General features: G+C 37.5%; 15 protein-coding genes and 4 pseudogenes. 7 read left to right on the top strand and 12 right to left on the bottom strand.

Going from position 1 to position 17148, the window contains the following annotated elements:
• Positions 1-535, bottom strand: a pseudogene (locus tag ACFIQC_RS06620) (filamentous hemagglutinin); the annotation flags it as partial.
• A gap of 67 nt (positions 536-602) precedes the next feature.
• On the opposite strand from ACFIQC_RS06620, the pseudogene ACFIQC_RS06615 reads away from it, so the two are divergent.
• From ACFIQC_RS06615 to ACFIQC_RS06605, 3 genes and pseudogenes are all read left to right on the top strand, one after another.
• Positions 603-1049, top strand: a pseudogene (locus ACFIQC_RS06615) (DUF488 family protein).
• 103 nt (positions 1050-1152) lie between these two features.
• Positions 1153-1338: a hypothetical protein gene (locus ACFIQC_RS06610; protein ID WP_375706908.1), complete on the top strand. Its 186-nt coding sequence runs from the start codon at positions 1153-1155 to the stop codon at positions 1336-1338.
• A 117-nt stretch (positions 1339-1455) separates the two neighbouring features.
• A pseudogene (locus tag ACFIQC_RS06605) lies at positions 1456-2359 on the top strand (tyrosine-type recombinase/integrase); the annotation flags it as partial.
• A gap of 68 nt (positions 2360-2427) precedes the next feature.
• On the opposite strand, the gene ACFIQC_RS06600 reads toward ACFIQC_RS06605, so the two are convergent.
• The 6 genes and pseudogenes from ACFIQC_RS06600 to ACFIQC_RS06575 all read right to left on the bottom strand — a co-directional run bounded on the left by ACFIQC_RS06600 (position 2428) and on the right by ACFIQC_RS06575 (position 7027).
• On the bottom strand, positions 2428-2715 hold the full coding sequence (locus ACFIQC_RS06600) for a HigA family addiction module antitoxin (protein ID WP_375706907.1): 288 nt from the start codon (positions 2713-2715) through the stop codon (positions 2428-2430).
• 17 nt (positions 2716-2732) lie between these two features.
• A pseudogene (locus ACFIQC_RS06595) lies at positions 2733-3013 on the bottom strand (type II toxin-antitoxin system RelE/ParE family toxin).
• A 205-nt stretch (positions 3014-3218) separates the two neighbouring features.
• Positions 3219-3854 (bottom strand): ribonuclease HII, encoded by a 636-nt coding sequence (locus ACFIQC_RS06590; protein WP_375706906.1) that lies wholly within the window; start codon positions 3852-3854, stop codon positions 3219-3221.
• A 198-nt stretch (positions 3855-4052) separates the two neighbouring features.
• Positions 4053-4961, bottom strand: coding sequence for a 4-(cytidine 5'-diphospho)-2-C-methyl-D-erythritol kinase (locus ACFIQC_RS06585; RefSeq protein WP_375706905.1), 909 nt, complete (start codon positions 4959-4961; stop codon positions 4053-4055).
• 237 nt (positions 4962-5198) lie between these two features.
• Entirely contained in the window at positions 5199-6047 is an 849-nt protein-coding gene (locus tag ACFIQC_RS06580) for a S49 family peptidase (RefSeq protein ID WP_375706904.1), read from the bottom strand.
• A gap of 191 nt (positions 6048-6238) precedes the next feature.
• Entirely contained in the window at positions 6239-7027 is a 789-nt protein-coding gene (locus tag ACFIQC_RS06575; RefSeq protein WP_375629548.1) for a tRNA1(Val) (adenine(37)-N6)-methyltransferase, read from the bottom strand.
• A 179-nt stretch (positions 7028-7206) separates the two neighbouring features.
• On the opposite strand from ACFIQC_RS06575, the gene ACFIQC_RS06570 reads away from it, so the two are divergent.
• From ACFIQC_RS06570 to glyS, 4 genes are all read left to right on the top strand, one after another.
• Complete coding sequence (locus ACFIQC_RS06570; protein ID WP_375621088.1) at positions 7207-8283, top strand: polyprenyl synthetase family protein; 1077 nt, start codon at positions 7207-7209, stop codon at positions 8281-8283.
• 95 nt (positions 8284-8378) lie between these two features.
• A complete protein-coding gene (locus ACFIQC_RS06565) occupies positions 8379-10073 on the top strand; it encodes a tetratricopeptide repeat protein (protein WP_375621089.1) in 1695 nt (564 codons plus the stop codon).
• 91 nt (positions 10074-10164) lie between these two features.
• Positions 10165-11106: a glycine--tRNA ligase subunit alpha gene (locus ACFIQC_RS06560; protein WP_375621090.1), complete on the top strand. Its 942-nt coding sequence runs from the start codon at positions 10165-10167 to the stop codon at positions 11104-11106.
• Entirely contained in the window at positions 11106-13328 is a 2223-nt protein-coding gene (gene glyS / locus ACFIQC_RS06555; RefSeq protein WP_375706903.1) for a glycine--tRNA ligase subunit beta, read from the top strand. Before ACFIQC_RS06560 ends, glyS begins: the two co-directional genes overlap by 1 nt.
• Before the next feature lie 124 nt (positions 13329-13452).
• On the opposite strand, the gene ACFIQC_RS06550 is transcribed toward glyS, so the two are convergent.
• The 5 genes from ACFIQC_RS06550 to ACFIQC_RS06530 all read right to left on the bottom strand — a co-directional run bounded on the left by ACFIQC_RS06550 (position 13453) and on the right by ACFIQC_RS06530 (position 16153).
• Entirely contained in the window at positions 13453-13947 is a 495-nt protein-coding gene (locus ACFIQC_RS06550) for a F0F1 ATP synthase subunit B (protein ID WP_375629554.1), read from the bottom strand.
• Between the two features lie 11 nt (positions 13948-13958).
• Positions 13959-14525: a F0F1 ATP synthase subunit B gene (locus ACFIQC_RS06545; RefSeq protein ID WP_375621093.1), complete on the bottom strand. Its 567-nt coding sequence runs from the start codon at positions 14523-14525 to the stop codon at positions 13959-13961.
• Between the two features lie 142 nt (positions 14526-14667).
• Complete coding sequence (locus tag ACFIQC_RS06540) at positions 14668-14898, bottom strand: F0F1 ATP synthase subunit C (protein WP_005773968.1); 231 nt, start codon at positions 14896-14898, stop codon at positions 14668-14670.
• A 54-nt stretch (positions 14899-14952) separates the two neighbouring features.
• On the bottom strand, positions 14953-15711 hold the full coding sequence (locus tag ACFIQC_RS06535; RefSeq protein ID WP_375606478.1) for a F0F1 ATP synthase subunit A: 759 nt from the start codon (positions 15709-15711) through the stop codon (positions 14953-14955).
• A gap of 7 nt (positions 15712-15718) precedes the next feature.
• Complete coding sequence (locus tag ACFIQC_RS06530; protein WP_375621145.1) at positions 15719-16153, bottom strand: AtpZ/AtpI family protein; 435 nt, start codon at positions 16151-16153, stop codon at positions 15719-15721.
• Between the last annotated feature and the right edge of the window lie 995 nt (positions 16154-17148).

Here is a 17148-nt window from a genome sequence, read left to right as displayed (position 1 = left end):
ACCATTCATCTACCCATTTATTTCTCATACCTAAACGATTACGCAATATATCCTCAAGCGGTGCGACATCTAGCTGTCCTACTGCTTGGTGGGCTGTAGCGGTGTTGCGGTTGAGTGCACCAATGATTTGTCCAGCATCTTGCCCCATCGCCCTCTGTCCAGTTATATCAGTAAGGATGATAGTCCCATCACTGATAGCAGATTTGGTTTCTCCTTCTGCTGCATCCTTGGCTTTGCCGTGATTTAAAACATTCTTGGCAATGTTTTTTATCGTGTCATTCCCAGAAAGGCTAAACCCATGGCTGCTGGCTTTAGCATGGGCACTGTTGTTGATATCACTGGTACTAATGCTTCCTGTGGTCAGGCTGTTTTTGTCCGCCGAGGCTGTGCTTTCAATAATACCTCCGGTTAGGGTCGTATTGTCTTTAACAATGATATTAAAGCCGCCATCACCCGCTTTGATGCCTGATTGCTCCACAACACTATGATAATCGCTAGAGGATTTATCCCTTTTGAAAGAGGCGCTCATAGAGCTCCCACCTATTTACTAAGGAAATTAAACGTGTGTAACATCAAACATATCATCATACAGCCTGCTAAAGATGAGAGCTTTGTTTTTTACCATTGGCTATGAAAGAAAATCCTTTGAGGACTATTTCAATCAACTTATCAAAAATAATATTAAACTTTTGTATGATATTCGTAAAAATCCAATAAGCAGAAAATACGGATTTTCAAAAAGACAATTAGAGAAAGTTGTAAACAACATTGATATTGAATATATGGCATATGCCTGAACTTGGAATTGCCTCTGAAAAACGAAGAAATTTGAAAACACAAAAGATTATGATCGCCTTTTTGAAGATTATCAAAATACAACTCTCAAGGATAATTCTTGTGCAATAAACAAATTATATCAAATTTTTTTAAACAAAAAGCGCGTTGCAATCACCTGTTTTGAAGCTAATGTATGCATGTGTCATAGAGGACAACTCGCATTAGCTCTCATTCCATTGCCTGATTGGAAATATGAAATTAAGCACATCTAAAAAAATAAATTTGCATATTTTTAAAAAATGGGAGTGCCCATATGCCTCCCAGCCCCCTACCCATTCCTAATAACTTTTAAGTGATGCATGATTCACGCTACGGGTGAATTCTGCGCAAATCAAGGAAAAGAAATATGAACTGACTGATGAAACAATTGAGGTTGGTGGATACATTACACTTTACTGCATCCGTGCTTTGAGAGACTTTGGAGATATAAAGGCAGGTGATCTTGGCGCTTTTATACAAAAAGAAGACAATCTAAGTCGATGGCAATTGCTGGATAAGTGATGATGCAAAAGTCTATGGTTATGCCAAAGTTTTTGGGGATGCACAAGTTTTCGGTGGTACATTTATTAGTGGAAAAGCTAAAATTTATGACAGTCCATTGATTTCCATCAGAGCAAATATACGCTGGCTATTAAACAAGCGCAAAATGGCATCTCCAAGAAAATAAACAGACTTACAAAAGGCTCTTTCGATTGGTTATTGCATCAGTATTTACAAAGCATGCAATGGCATAATCAATTAGAAACTACTAAAAAATTAAGTATAGAATTCTGAACAATGTTTCTAAAAATATTGCTGATCGTGCACATAAAAGCATAGAAAAACACCACATCCTTGACGCCGTAGACAGAAGGCGAGCTACTCTCGCAGCGGCAAAATATTTTTTGACCTCTTTAAACAATCTCTTTAATTGGACGGTTGATAATGCCCTTTTAAATAGAAATCCTGCCTTTAATATAAAAGCACCAAAATCTTTAAACAGTGGGGGATTGCTGCCATGGCTAGAAGAGGACATAGACAAATATTATCACCATTGGTCACACGGTACACATGAACGCGTCTGGATTGATGTTCTTCTTTCACAGGCTTGCGCCGCGCGCGCCGTGATGACACCGTTCGTATCAGCTGGAAAGACGTCAAAGATAATATCATTTATCTCAAAACAGAAAAGAGCCAATTTAAAACAGATGTTTTTCTTCCTATTTTACCAAAACTAGAGGAAACCCTTAAAATTGGTCCCATAGGTGATGAAACATTCATTTGTGGTAAAGGTGGAAATAAGCTTGTCAAAGAAAGTTTTGGCAACCTCTTTCGTGAAGCATGTAATGCGGCGGGTATTAAAAAATCAGCGCACGGATTGCGAAAATTAGCAGCAACACGTGCAGCCAATGCTGGTGCTACGGTTTCACAAATGAAAGCGCTTTTTGGCTGGACCGAAGATAAAATGGCATCCCTTTGTACCAAAACAGCCGATAGAAAACGACTTGCAATAGAAGCAATCAAAAAGCTACAAAAAAGCTAGAGCAATGAGCGGCAGCTAAAAAACAAACCAAAGCACCATCAAAATTATTAACGAAGTCAAAGCGGCGTTTAAGGTGTATCAGAAACCAGAGGAGAAATAGGTGGTTGTGTCTGTTGCATTGTTTGCCATAAATTATAATTTGTTTGCATATCCAGCCAAAATTTTGCTTTACTAAAACCAGCTAGTTCTAATTTCACTGCAAGTTCGGTACTCATAGAGGCATGTCCGTTAATCACTCTTGATAGAGAAGCTCTTGTCATATGGAGATGATCAGCTAATTTTTGTATTGTTATCCCCATTTCTTCTAAGAAAGCTACTTTCAGAACTTCACCGGGATGTGCGGAGTTATGCGTCATTTTTTTCATTCCTCTCATCAATGGTAATCTTGATAATCAACAAGCTCCACATCTGTTCCTATAAAGCGAAAAGTAACACGCCAATTTCCATTCATCCATATAGAATAGTACCCTGTAAGTTCACCTTTAAGAGGGTGTATTTTAAAGGCAGGCGCTCTCAACATTTCAGGCGTAGTAGCACTTGTTAAAGCCGTTAAGATAACGCGTAATTTTTTAAGTGATCTGATCAAATAGCCTTTGTGGAACCTGTCGTATAAAATAATTTTAAGCCCTTATATTTAAAACTAACAATTGCCATTACCGCCCCTTGTCGTATATCGTTACTATACGGTTAATAACAATAAGAGTCAAGCCCATGTTAGAAATATCTAATTCTATATCTGGAAAAAATGGATGGGAATAAGTGATAAAAAAGCTTCAAAAAGGTTAGGGATAGACACCCAAAAAAACATAACAGAATCAATGATTATAAAATCCCTTACTCTTGTAATAAATTATTGATTTTAATTGCCTTTTTTACACTCTTTTAGTGGTGCAAAACTATAACGATGTAATCCTATAACTGGTCCATATTTATCAAGAGCTGTACGATGCGCTAGCGTTGCATAACCTACATGCTTCTCTAAACCATACCCTTTATAAACTTGTCCTGCACATTCCATCATCCGGTCACGCGTTACTTTCGCAATAATAGATGCGGCTGCAATTGAAACCGAACGCTGATCGCCCTTAATCAACGCCATTGCAGGACAGGACAACTCAGAAGGAATATCACGCCCATCAACAAGGACATAGTGGACTGGAATGACTAATCCTATAATACAGCGACGCATTGCTTCTAAAGTTGCTTTTCTAATATTGGATTGATCAATTGTACGAGCACAAAGACTGGCGACTGAAACCGCTAATGCACTTTGCAAAATTTCATGATAAAGTCTATTTCGTTGGAGAAAAGAAAGTTTTTTTGAATCATTTAACCCATTAGGAATAAGATCTTTATCCAAGATAACTGCTGCTGTTACCACAGGTCCAGCGAGAGGCCCCCGTCCTACTTCATCAACACCTGCTATATGAAAAAAACCCTGTTTTTGCAAATCCAATTCGCACGAAAAATTTGGTTGAAGCGGCAAATTAAACATCTTTGATACATCACAAATACAACAAACATACATCTATTTCTGTAGCCTGATCATTTTTTGCAAGCATTACAGTTTTAAATGGCTCTTCAAACATTCCACGAATTCTTGCACAAAAAATAAAAAACACATTTCTTTGGTTACCCTCTTTCATTATGTATAATAAAATCATTATGAAATAAAAGCTTTTATATTTATTTATCAAATATTTCCTAAAGTCATGATAGGTTTTACAAACCAATTTGGGTGCATTGATTTGATAAAAAGAGCTGCTTGTTGCGCCGTTTGTTTATTTTTAAAAATGCCAAAGCAAGTTGCTCCCGTTCCAGACATACGGGAAAAAAGAGCCCCACATTCATCTAATATAGATAACACTTCAGCTAACTGAGGTGCTATTTTTAATGCAGGAGAAAAAAGATCATTACGCGTTTCTTGTAAAGCTTCAACCAATGAATCAACATTTTTTAAAGCGTCTGTATTAATTTTTAAAGAAGGATTATGACGCTTCTCTAACGCTTTAAAAACAGTTGGTGTTGAAATCTCTTGTCCATGATTAACCAATACTATTGCTAATGAACAAGCTTCTTTTAGTCGTATCATCTCTTGACCAATTCCTTTAACCAAAAGCGGCTGCTGATATTCTAATGCACAAAGGCACATGGGAACATCAGCACCAAGAACTAAGCTCTTTTTTGCTAATTCTTCGTAAGGGCAATCAAGATTCCACTGTTGACGCAACATGCTGATAACCCCAGCTGCATCACCTGAGCCGCCACCAATGCCTGAAGCAACAGGTAATGTTTTTACAAGCCGAAAAAAAGCAGGTTGAGCACATTCCGGAAAAGTCTTATGCATAAAGTCCCGTGCGCGAATAACCAAATTGTCTAAATGGGAAACAAGTCCTTTTGCAAACCACCCCGTCAAAACAAACTGATTATTTTCACAAGGTGCATAGTGTAGACAATCACCACTAAGACTAAAATAAACCAAACTTTCTATTAAATGATACCCATCAGCACGTTGCCCCACAACATGTAAAGCTAAATTCAATTTAATAGGTGTAAATAAATAGGAATGTCTTTGGAACGAAGTTTGTACATTTGATATCATATGACGTAATATTCACTTACATAGGGTTCTTTTAAAAATTCCCCCCTTTTACCCATACTTTTAGCACGAGCCCTATAAACAGCTTGGAATATTCTTAATCGTTTTCTAAAAAAACAATAAATATAAAGAGTTCTCATACAAAATAAATGACATGTTCTCATTCGTATCATTGCAAGCCTTTTTCCTTCTAGCATCTGTTTTTAGATAAAATCTCTCTGGCTTGAATGATCCTTTCCATCACAAACCATAACGCTGCCAAAGCGCTCGCTCTTCTGCTGCCATCAATGCACTATCAACGACTGTATAAACCGTATGTGCCGTCACTCCTGAAGGCGTTTTAGGTCCTAAAAAACTTTTTGGAGGCATAATAAGTCGAAGTTTTGCATCATTACCAAAGCGCTCCTTAATAACAGAACGTACATCATTCAATCCATCAACCAGACCAAGCTCAACGCTTTGTTTTCCACTCCAAAACATTCCTGTAAAGAGATTCGAATCATCTGATAATTTTTCAGCACGCCGTTCTTTAACCAAATCGATAAAAGTTTGATGCACTTCAAGTTGGAGAGATTTCAAATGCTCAATATCCGCCTTTTTTTCTGGCTGAAATGGATCTAATGTAACTTTGTTCTTTCCTGCTGTGTAGACACGCCGTTCGATACCAATTTTCTTCAAAAGTTCCGGAAAACCAAAGGAAGCTGAAACCACTCCAATGGAACCAACAATTGAAGAAGGATCTGCAAAAATTTCATCCCCTGCGCAAGCAATCATATAACCACCAGATGCTGCAATATCTTCAATAAACACAAGAACCTTTTTATTTTTTTCTTCTGCCAAGTCACGAATGCGCTTAAAGATAAAACGCGATTGTACAGGTGAACCACCAGGAGAATTAATAATAAGTGCAACAACCGGTGACTTTTTGTGTGCGAAAGCCTTCTCTAAAAGATTTGCACACCTACTGAGGGAAAGGGTACGAGATATAGATGCTGATGAATCCATAACTGCTCCTTGAAGGCGCACCACAGGAATTTCAAGTTTATCGGAAGAAAAACGGCGTGGAATAAAACTTTTAATAAAATCCATCAAAACAAAATCTCCTTATAAATTAAGAACAATTAAATAGGCAAGGACAACAAAAAGGAAGAACGCGATAACATCCAAAAGCGCCAATCAATCCCCACATTACAAGCAGAAATATAATTTCACCCAAAGTCAAACCTCCCTAACAACAAAGTGTAGACTTTAAATAATAAACTAAAAAACACAAGATACTATTAGAAAAGTTCCCACAAGCTTATATATCCATTATTAATTGCATCAACTCGGGGTGAAAAAGTATGGTCATTACCTTCATGTATAACCAATGCCGGTAAAATAGATAAAGCTGCTCGGCTTCCTCGTTTTGCGTAAAATAAAAGACGAATTGCTGCTGTTTTCGCACGAGCATGCACAGGAATTATACAAATACCACCAAAACGCCCTTCTAAAGCACGCAAGATATCTGACAGCGATTGTGGACGCGCAATGAGCCCTAAGTATCCACCTGGCTTAACAATAGCTGCTGCACTCCGCAACCAGTTATCAAACATTGCTTCAGACATAACATGTGCTTCAGATTTTTGTTTATCAGGTGTCTTACGATCGGTGGGATTATTAAAAGGTGGATTCATAATCGCAAAATCAAAGCTATTATCTATCAAACCTGCTTTTATACGGGCAATCCCTTTGAAGGTAACATCTGCTTCTAGCAAACAAATTCGGCTAGCAAATTGTTTATTTTGTTTTAGCATAAGCGTTTTTTGAGCGTAAGATACCATAAAAGCTGAACGTTCAACTAAGGTAACATGAACTTTCAGACAACGCGAAGCAACAGCCAAACCCGCAGCTCCAGCACCTGCACCTAAATCAACAACCTTGCCCTTTAAATCACTTGGAACCAAACTAGCTAATAACATCGCATCCATTCCAGAACGATGACCATATTTATGGGGTTGAACCAAATAAAATTTCCCGCGGTGAAAACTGTCAATTGTTTCACCACTCTGATTCGCTGCTTTATCCATTTAAAAGCCTAATGCTCACCTTTATAAACTGCATTTTTGCCATTCAGCTGCTATTTTAAATTTTTTATTATTTCATAACAATAAGATTACACTCGCTAAAGAACATTTCTTGCCAATAACATTCCAAGCTAACACTTTTAAACGACATCAAAAGCTTGAGTCAAAACCAAACCCCCTTTATGCTAATGAATAAAGTAAATTTTATATATGTCCATTGCAATACTCTAGGAGTAAACACATTGAGTGCAGCTATCAAACCAAAACAAATAAGAAATAATCAAATTTCTCTTCAATCTCTTGTCAATCTTACTCAAAAAGATATGGATTGCGTAAATCAATTTATTCTCTCTATGGCAAAATCAGAGGTTGAGATGATTCCTGAAATTTCTAACCATCTTATTTCATCAGGTGGAAAGCGATTACGCCCAATGATTACGCTCGCTTCTGCTCATATGTTCGGTTATCAAAGTGACGGGCATATAAAACTCGCAACAGCTGTTGAATTTATGCATACAGCAACATTACTACACGATGATGTGATTGATGAAAGTAATTTACGACGTGGAAAATCTACAGCACGGATGATTTGGGGGAATCAAGCAAGTGTACTTGTTGGTGATTTCCTATTGGGCCAGGCCTTTAAAATGATGGTCGATGTCGGTTCCATAGAAGCGCTCTCTGTCCTAGCCAACGCTGCTGCAATTATTGCTGAAGGAGAAGTTATGCAACTTTCTGCCGCAAAAAATATAAAAACCAGCCCTTCAGAATATCTCAAAATCATCAATGCAAAAACAGCAGCACTTTTTTCAGCAGCCGCTGAAGTAGGACCCATTATTGCTGGCTATGGAAATAAAGAGCGTTCTTCATTACGTGAATATGGAACATCCTTAGGTTTAGCTTTCCAATTAATTGATGATGCACTTGACTATAGCGGTAGTGCTCAAAACTTAGGAAAAAATATAGGGGATGATTTTAGAGAAGGAAAAATCACAATGCCTGTTATTCTGGCATATGAGCGTGGGAATATGGTAGAAAAAGATTTCTGGAAAAAAGCGCTTGAAGATGGCAATAATAATGATGAATCCTTCGCACACGCGCAACACTTAATGGAAAAGTATGATAGTATCACAGATACAATAGAACAAGCACGCATCTATGGAAAATATGCAATTGATGCTCTTGTTCCCATGAATGAAAATCTTGCTTATAATGCTCTCGTTGAGACTGTTGAATTTTGTATTGCGCGCGTAAACTGAATTCTTTGCAAGAATCGCAGTATTTCTCAACACAGTAATGAGATATGATCTATAAACAACACCATCAATTGATTATCTTGAAAAGGATTAGCTCCATGTGCTCTGCAACGGTATCTCGACTTTTTGCCCTCTTTATCGTGGGTATCATGCTGATGCCATCCCTCACCTACAGTAAAATAAGTGCAGCAACTCATACAAGCTCATTTACAGGTGCTTATTTAGCTGGAAGGGTTGCAAATCATGAAAATAAAACAGAACTTGCTATCAATTATTTTAAACAAGCACTGGTTTATCAACCTGATAACATTGAAACACAAAAAGAGCTCCTTGAAGCTATGCTCTCGGTCGGAAACTTTAAAGAAGCTGTCCAACAAGCCCAAAAACTCAAAGAGAACGATGTTATAACTCCCTTTGTTTCCTTAACTTTGTCAGTAGAAAGTCTCATCAAAAAAGATTATAAGACTGCCAAGGCTCTTCTGAAATTAAAGGAACTTCCTACGTCCAATAATCCAATACCTGAACTCATCGGCGCTTGGATTACATTTGGATCTGGACAAAAATCTCAGGCAATCGATGATCTTAAGAAACTCAAAGGTCCTGTCTGGTATGATCTTTTTATATCTTATCATCTAGCACTTATGAGCGACCTTGCAGAACGGCCAAAGGATGCAAAAAAATATTTCATTAAAGCACTGAGTAACAAACAGGGAACTCTTATCGCTCCTAATACTTATGAGCGTATTATCATAGCCTATGCCTCATTCCAATTGCGCCATAATATGCGCAACCAAGCTCTTCAAACAATCCAGCATGGCGAACAAATGTTGTCAGGTCGAGAAGTCCTTAAAAACTTTCAAGAAAAAATTGAAAAAAATTCTTTCTTAGAGAGAGTTATTAAAACACCTCAACAAGGAGCAGCCGAGGTATTATATAATTTTGGAACAGCCCTCAACTACAAAAACTCAGGGCGAATTGCACGTATTTTTAAGCAATTATCTTTCGCATTATACCCTCAAAATGACGCAACACTGTTTCAGCTCGCACACATTTCTGCTAAATTGAACGATCCACATCAAGCAATTAAACTTTATCGCGCTTTATCCCCTAAATCTCCTTATTATAAAGATGGACAACTTCATCTTGCATTCCTTCTTGCCAATAACAACAATTACAAAGAAGCAATAAAATTACTCACATTGTTAAATAAAAAATTTCCCAATGATCGTAATATTTTGATAACGCTCGTTGCTTTTTATATGCAGGATAATAAATTTCTTGAGGCCATTAAAACTCTAGACTACGCTATTACAAAGATAAAAAACTTTCAGCAGGACGATTGGAAACTCTTTTATCAGCGTGGTATTGCTTTTGAACGTTTAAAGCAATGGCCAAAAGCAGAACTTGACTTGCGAAAATCACTTGAATTTTTCCCAAATCAACCGCAGGTTCTTAATTATTTAGCCTATTCCCTTGTGGAACGTGGTGAGAAGCTTGAAGAATCGCTCCGTATGCTACAAAAAGCCTCTGCTTTACAAGCTCACAACAGTCATATTCTCGATTCTTTAGGGTGGGCTTATTATAAACTAAAAGAATATAATAAAGCAGTGCAAATATTAGAAAACGCTGTCAGATTACAACCTGAGGACCCAACACTAAATGATCATTTAGGGGATGCCTATTGGAAAGTTGGGCGTAAACGTGAAGCAATCTTTCAATGGAACCACGCAATTGACGGAAAACCAGAAAATTCTGAACAAATTCAAGAAAAGTTGAAATTTGGTTTGCAATAAACGATGCTTAACCATAAACCACATGAAATAATAAATAGAGAAACTAAAATTACTTTGTTTTTTGTTTAGTTCAATATAAAGAGTATAAAGCGTGAAACTGCCTGAACATCTTAACCCCAAACGTTCTTTTCAGGGACTAATCTTAACTTTGCAAAATTATTGGGCACACTATGGGTGTGCAATTTTGCAACCTTACGATATGGAAGTCGGAGCTGGGACTTTTCATCCAGCAACAACATTACGCTCTCTAGGACCACGCCCTTGGAAAGTTGCTTATGTCCAACCCTCTCGACGTCCAACAGATGGCCGATATGGTAAGAATCCAAATCGTTTACAACACTATTATCAATTCCAAGTGCTTCTCAAACCCTCTCCGCTCAATCTACAAGAACTTTATATAAAGTCGCTACAAGCTATCGGGCTTGATACAAAACTGCATGATATTCGCTTTGTTGAAGATGATTGGGAAAGTCCCACTCTTGGTGCTTGGGGGCTTGGATGGGAATGTTGGTGCGATGGAATGGAAGTCTCTCAATTTACTTATTTTCAACAAGTGTGCGGCATTGAATGCACTCCTGTTTCAGGGGAACTCACATACGGTCTTGAGCGTCTAGCGATGTATATCCAAGGGGTTGATAACGTCTATGACCTTAACTTTAATGGTTTGGAGGGAGAAAACAAAATAAGTTATAGAGATATTTTTTTACAAGCAGAACAGGAATACTCATATTATAACTTCGAATTTGCTGATACAAAACTGCTCCATCAGCACTTTATCGATGCAGAACGCGAATGCAGCGCACTTCTTGATGCTGGAAAACCAAATAAAGAAAATGTATTCCATCGCTGTGTTTTTCCTGCCTATGATCAATGTATTAAAGCGAGCCATATCTTTAATCTTTTGCAAGCACGTGGCGTTATTTCTGTAACCGAACGACAAAATTACATTCTTCGCGTTCGTAATCTTGCGCGCCGTTGTGGGGAAGCCTTCTTACTCACAGAAGCTGGACAAATATATACTGGAGAAGCCTAATGTCTGATCTTCTTCTTGAACTTTTCAGTGAAGAAATCCCCGCACGTATGCAACGAAAAGCTGCTGCTGATCTTAAGAAATCTGTTACAGATCAACTTGTGAATGCTGGATTGATCTATGAAGCTGCTCGTGAATATTGGACACCTCGTCGGCTAACATTGGACATACGCGGACTTTCCACACGCTCCAAAGATGTCCATGAAGAACGCAAAGGTCCCAGTATAAAATCACCACAGCATGTAATTGATGGTTTTCTACGTGCAACAGGATTAAATGATGTTTCTGAAGCGCATATTGGACATGATGATAAAAAAGGTCATTTTTATATTGCTAAAATTGTTAAAAAAGGTCGAGCTGCAGAAGAAATTATTGCCGATATTTTACCGGATATTATCCGCAACTTTCCATGGCCGAAATCTATGCGTTGGGGAAAAGATTCAGCACAAAGTGGTACTTTGAAGTGGATTAGACCTTTACAAAACATTCTTTGCATCTTCGGACCAGAAATTGGTGAAACACATGTTATTCCGTTTACAATTGGTTCTCTTAAAAGCAATAATTTAACTTATGGTCATCGTTTCTTAAGTGATGGAGAGCCATTTCAAGTGCGCCGCTTTGATGACTATGTTACTCAACTTGAAACCCATAAAGTCATTCTGGATGCCGAAAGACGAAAGAATATTATTTTAGCTGATGCCCAAAATCTCTGCTTTGCAAACGGTTTAGAATTGGTTCAAGATAATCCCCTCCTAGAAGAAGTTGCTGGTCTTGTTGAATGGCCTGTTATCCTGATGGGTGATTTTGACAAATCATTCCTTGATATTCCTCCAGAAATTATTCGTTTGACCATTAGAGCCAATCAAAAATGTTTTGTCACCCGTAAACAAGGAGAAAAAGTAAAACTTTCTCATCATTTTATTCTCGTTTCTAATATTCTTGCAAATGATGAAGGCAAAGAAATTTCGAAAGGAAATAGTAAGGTTGTCCGTGCCCGTCTTTCTGATGCACTTCATTTTTGGCAAACCGATCAGCGTGATTTGCCTGATCTTCAACAATTGGAATCTTCTATAAAAAAATTTCAACTTGATATAAAAAAACCTCTCGATCAAAGAATGGCGCGACTTGATCATTTGAATGTAACTTTTCATGCTAAATTAGGTACACAAGGAGCAAGGGTAGAACGCATTGCTGCACTCGCACAAGAAATTGCCCCTTTGATACAAACAGATCCTCTTTTAGCAAAACGTGCAGCCATCCTTGCAAAAGCTGATTTGCAAACAGAAATTGTCGGAGAATTTCCTGAACTACAAGGTGTTATGGGGCAAAAATACGCCCTTCTTCAAGGGGAAGATCCTCGCGTAGCTGTAGCAATCGAAGACCATTATAGACCTCAAGGACCAACAGATCGTCTTCCACAAGAACCACTTGCTATAACCGTTATGCTCTCCGACAAAATTGACATGCTCGTTGGCTTTTGGCTCATTAATGAAAAACCAACGGGCTCAAAAGATCCCTATGCGTTAAGACGAGCAGCATTGGGAATTATTAGGCTTGTACTTTCGCGAGATTGGAAAATCAATCTTATGCCGCTGTTCCAGTTAGCAACGAATCTTTTCTTACAACAAAAAAATAAGTATGAAATCTCTCAAAGAGAAAATTCACAATTGCAGAATCTGCTTCCAGAAAAAACAGAATATATTTTATCAGATCTGTTATTCTTTTTTCATGACCGTCTGAAAATCTATCTAAAAGAGGAAGGCGCTCGTTACGATGCCCTTGAAGCCGTTTTAAATAAAGATTCTGATGATTTTTTATTGGTTGCACGTCGTGTCGAATCGCTTATCGCTTTTATCAACACCCATGATGGAATGAACTTTGTAGCCTCTGTAAAACGTACTGCCAATATTCTTGAAAATGAATTTCAAAAAAGCACAACAATAGCGAATGTAATTAATCCTGAGCTCTTTGTCGAGAAAGAAGAAAAGCAGCTCTATCATGCAATCTGTGAAGTAGAAAGAAAGGTTCTTGCTCCCATCAATGCAACAAATTTATCATTTGCACTCAGTGTGCTAGCGCCACTTGGAAAATTGATTGATATATTTTTTGAAAAAGTATTGGTGAATGATAAAAAACCTGATGTTCGTGCTAACCGTCTTGCTCTTCTCAAACGCACTCACATTGTTACACAATCGGTTGCAGACTTCTCAAAACTTGTCATTTAAAATCAAAATACCCTATTAACTGATAAAAATAATGAAGATAGTTTTTTCTTTTTTATGACTTTTATTAATTAATATTGAGAAAATTATGCAACCAAAGAGACTGTTCTTTATCTCTCAAATATCATTAATTAAGATATGTTTTCATTTTGATAAATGATTCTTTCTCAAGAGACTCTTTGATAAGTTCATCTGCCTTATTAGAATCTATTTCCCTTGCAATAAGGGTACGTGCTGTAGAAATTGCCAAATCAATCGCTGATGAAGAAACCATGCGTATTGCATCCGCTTCTGCTTGGGCAATTTTTTGTTCTGCCAATTTATTGCGGTTTTTTACATATTCTTCTGCTTTTGCACGGGCCTCAGCAATAACAGATTCAACTTCATGCTTTGCTGCTGCAATAATTTCTTGCGCATCTTTTTCTGCTTCTGCATGTTTGCGTTGATATTCAGCCAATATTTCCTGTGCCTCTTCACGAAAACGCAGAGCCTCATCCAGTTCATCTTTGATACGTTTCGCACGCGCATCAAGATGGCGTATAACCCTCTGTGGAATTTGGAAATAGACTAAAAGAGCCAAAAAAAGAACTAACCCAACAAATGCCCAAAAAGTATCAGTCATCTTTGTCTTCCTCAATAATCCGCAGTTTTAACAACTGAACGAACAGCCTCTTTGCTGATATCAACGTCAATCAATTTTTTCACAATTTCAAGAGCTACTTCTTCAGCGATAGAACCAACATTTTGCATCGCTTTATCCCGAATTTTTGTTATCTGTTTTTCAGCATCTGCGAGTTTTTTCTCTAGACTCTCTTCAATTTCTTTCCGTTTAAGCTCTGCCTTTTCTTTTAATTCTTCACTAGCTACCTGCGCTATAGCCTGCGCGTTCAAACGCGCTTCTGCTAATTTCCGCTCATAAGTTCCAACAACAATGTCTGCTTCTTGCTTCATGCGCATTGCCTGATCTAAATCAGATGCGATTCGATCTCGCCGTGTTTCAATAACACCGCCAATACGTGGTACAATTACACGGGAGATAAAAAGATAAAAAAGTCCGAAAGAAATTGCCAACCAGAAAAAATGCGAACCAAAATGCACAAAATCAAAAGGCGGAAACACACGATTTGCATGCTCTGCCACCTTTTTAATATGTTCTATCGACGTTTCAGTGTTCTGTGCATAAGCGCTTGAAACAAACATCTTCTTTCATCCTTTAAATAGCTTATTAAAGCACTCTATAACCGATGATAACTGACAAACACCTTTCTGGCATCTCTCTTGTTAAGAGCTAAAAGGGTAAATCTTTCCTCATGAAAGAACAGACATACCCTTTTGATGATGATTAAACCCCAAAAAGAAGTAATAAAGCAATGAGCAATGAAAAAATTCCCAAAGCTTCTGTTACAGCAAAACCAAAGACGAGACGTCCAAACTGACTATCTGCTGCTGATGGATTTCGTAATGCACCAGAAAGATAGCTACCAAAAATATTACCAAGTCCTAAAGCTGTTCCAGCCATACCAAAGCAAGCAAGACCAGCGCCAATATATTTTGCTGCAAGCACCATTTCCATGTTATTCTCCTTTAAAGCGAAATTGCATTATTCGACGGAAAACCGCCAGTTCTATTAATGTCCTGGATGAATTGCATCATTAAGATACATACAAGTTAAAACCGTAAAGACGTAAGCCTGAAGAAATGCGACCAAAAACTCAAGAGCAGTAATTGCTACAGTCATAATAAGCGGTAAAATCGAACCACCCACACCTACGAGTCCTACCCCAATCATTGAAACAACAAATCCAGAAAACACTTTAAGCGTAATATGACCAGCAAGCATATTCGCAAAAAGACGAAGAGAAAGACTAATTGGACGGGAGAGAAAAGAAATAACCTCAATCATTGTCACCAGAGGTAAAACCACAACAGGAACTCCACTGGGAACGAACAATTTCAAAAAACTGACCCCATGCTTATAAAAGCCATAACCAATCACCGTCAAAATTACCACCATTGCTAACGAAAACGTGATCATGATTTGAGACGTAACCGTATAAAAATAAGGAAAGAGACCAATAAAGTTAGCAACCAAAATAAAAGTAAACAGAGAAAAAACTAAAGGAAAAAACTGCATTCCCTGCACACCAGATGATTCCCGCAGAGTCGATGCTACAAATTCATATGCCATTTCCGAAAGAGACTGCATCCGTGTTGGAACCAATCCACGACTCGATGATGAAATAAAGAGAAAAATAGAAGTTACAACAACCGTGAGGACTGTAAACAATGATACATTTGTAAACGATAAATCCATATTTCCTATGGAAATCTTAATCAGCCTTAAAACCTCAAACTGATGAATAGGATCTGGAGCGTGCGCTGTCACTTCAACCTCATTTATCGGACCTCTCATTGGCCCCTTTATTTTGTTTATCTTGGCGCAATACGCCTTTTTTTCCTAATTGACTGGAGGAAACATACCCCACAGACCGAAGAATACTCAATACACCAGCAGCAAATCCAAAGAAGAGAAAAAATACCAATCCCCAAGGCCATGAACCTGCTAACTTATCAAACCCCACCCCCAAAACAATACCAACTATAATACTTGCCAGAAACTCACTGGAAAGCTTAATTGCACCTGCCATCCTTCCTTGTGATTTTTCCCGCTTATTCCTATGCTCCCGCTTCTTTAATGCTTGCTTGCGCACTAAAGCTACGCTTAAGTTCCTACTACGACATTCCAAATCCTCTGAATGAAGACACTCTCCTTGCTTTTCCTCTTCAGCCTCCTTACGGCTCATAACGGGTTTCTCGCCCATCGCCATCATTGGCTCCTTAATTAAAAAGCAACATAAGAATACATTTCATAAAACCGTGTGCATCATATTGTTCCCGAATTTATTCGTCAAGATACTAAAAGAAATCTATCACAAGTTATCGTATAAATTTTATTGCAGAAATAACGTATTTTTCAATTTACATGCTTTCTTAAAAAGATATTCCAAGCACCTAAACCGATTTCACGACAGCACCCGTGAATGTATAACGAAAAGTTCACGTGAATAATATAAAACTCATAGAACAACCATTTTTACGCTTAACAAAAGGTGTAAACTAATACCATCTTATTTTCCGACTCCCAATGTTATATCAGTCCTAGTTTTGAAAGAGAACATAGAAAGCTAAAAACAGTATGAGAGCGTTAATTTTCCCCTTTCATTCGAATAAACTTGCACTTTTTAGTTTATGGAAATGATAATAATCAATGGTTTCTATATGATCCTATTCGCAAAGTATTTTACATCCGCCATTACAGACCACATCACGAAATGAGCTTGAGGGTATTAAGAGAAGGTCCTTTAAATACAAAATATTAATAAATCCAAAATTTCAAATAGATTAAGCCAATAAAACACAATAAAATTTAAACACGATTACCATACTACTTTATAAAATTTTAATCCACTTTTATGAATTTCGTTCTTTACAATTGAATATCCGTAGATTCAGCAAATATTTTTGCTTTTTATTCAGACAAACTATCGTAAGCAAAAGCGCTTATTCATAAGCTTTATTTTTATGAAACGATAATCTCATGCTGTTTTCAAACAAGCATCATAATTATATTCCCCTACCCTCATATTGCATCTATTCTTGCACTTAAATAACCCATTAAGAGGATTATGTACTCTTTCTTAAATACTCCCTATCACACTCTTCTCATGCCATGCAAATAAATGATTATCAATAAAATTAAAACTTTAGCAAATAAAATTTTAATTTTATGAAAAGAAAGATCATTGAAAAAACTTATTTTTAA

Origin of the sequence: Bartonella sp. AA126HLJHH (assembly GCF_042197425.1) — a bacterium.
GTDB lineage: Bacteria > Pseudomonadota > Alphaproteobacteria > Rhizobiales > Rhizobiaceae > Bartonella.
The sequence above is the reverse complement of the archived record's forward strand: the minus strand, read 5'-3'. Positions and strand labels throughout refer to the sequence as shown.

Bases quoted from the DNA above. Each gene is read 5' to 3' on its own strand.
- ACFIQC_RS06600 (WP_375706907.1), bottom strand. From the start codon at position 2,715: ATGACGCATAACTCCGCACATCCCGGTGAAGTTCTGAAAGTAGCTTTC.
- ACFIQC_RS06590 (WP_375706906.1), bottom strand. From the start codon at position 3,854: ATGTTTAATTTGCCGCTTCAACCAAATTTTTCGTGCGAATTGGATTTG.
- ACFIQC_RS06585 (WP_375706905.1), bottom strand. From the start codon at position 4,961: ATGATATCAAATGTACAAACTTCGTTCCAAAGACATTCCTATTTATTT.
- ACFIQC_RS06580 (WP_375706904.1), bottom strand. From the start codon at position 6,047: ATGGATTTTATTAAAAGTTTTATTCCACGCCGTTTTTCTTCCGATAAA.
- ACFIQC_RS06575 (WP_375629548.1), bottom strand. From the start codon at position 7,027: ATGGATAAAGCAGCGAATCAGAGTGGTGAAACAATTGACAGTTTTCAC.
- ACFIQC_RS06570 (WP_375621088.1), top strand. From the start codon at position 7,207: ATGCTAATGAATAAAGTAAATTTTATATATGTCCATTGCAATACTCTA.
- ACFIQC_RS06565 (WP_375621089.1), top strand. From the start codon at position 8,379: ATGTGCTCTGCAACGGTATCTCGACTTTTTGCCCTCTTTATCGTGGGT.
- glyS (WP_375706903.1), top strand. From the start codon at position 11,106: ATGTCTGATCTTCTTCTTGAACTTTTCAGTGAAGAAATCCCCGCACGT.
- ACFIQC_RS06550 (WP_375629554.1), bottom strand. From the start codon at position 13,947: ATGACTGATACTTTTTGGGCATTTGTTGGGTTAGTTCTTTTTTTGGCT.
- ACFIQC_RS06545 (WP_375621093.1), bottom strand. From the start codon at position 14,525: ATGTTTGTTTCAAGCGCTTATGCACAGAACACTGAAACGTCGATAGAA.
- ACFIQC_RS06540 (WP_005773968.1), bottom strand. From the start codon at position 14,898: ATGGAAATGGTGCTTGCAGCAAAATATATTGGCGCTGGTCTTGCTTGC.
- ACFIQC_RS06530 (WP_375621145.1), bottom strand. From the start codon at position 16,153: ATGGCGATGGGCGAGAAACCCGTTATGAGCCGTAAGGAGGCTGAAGAG.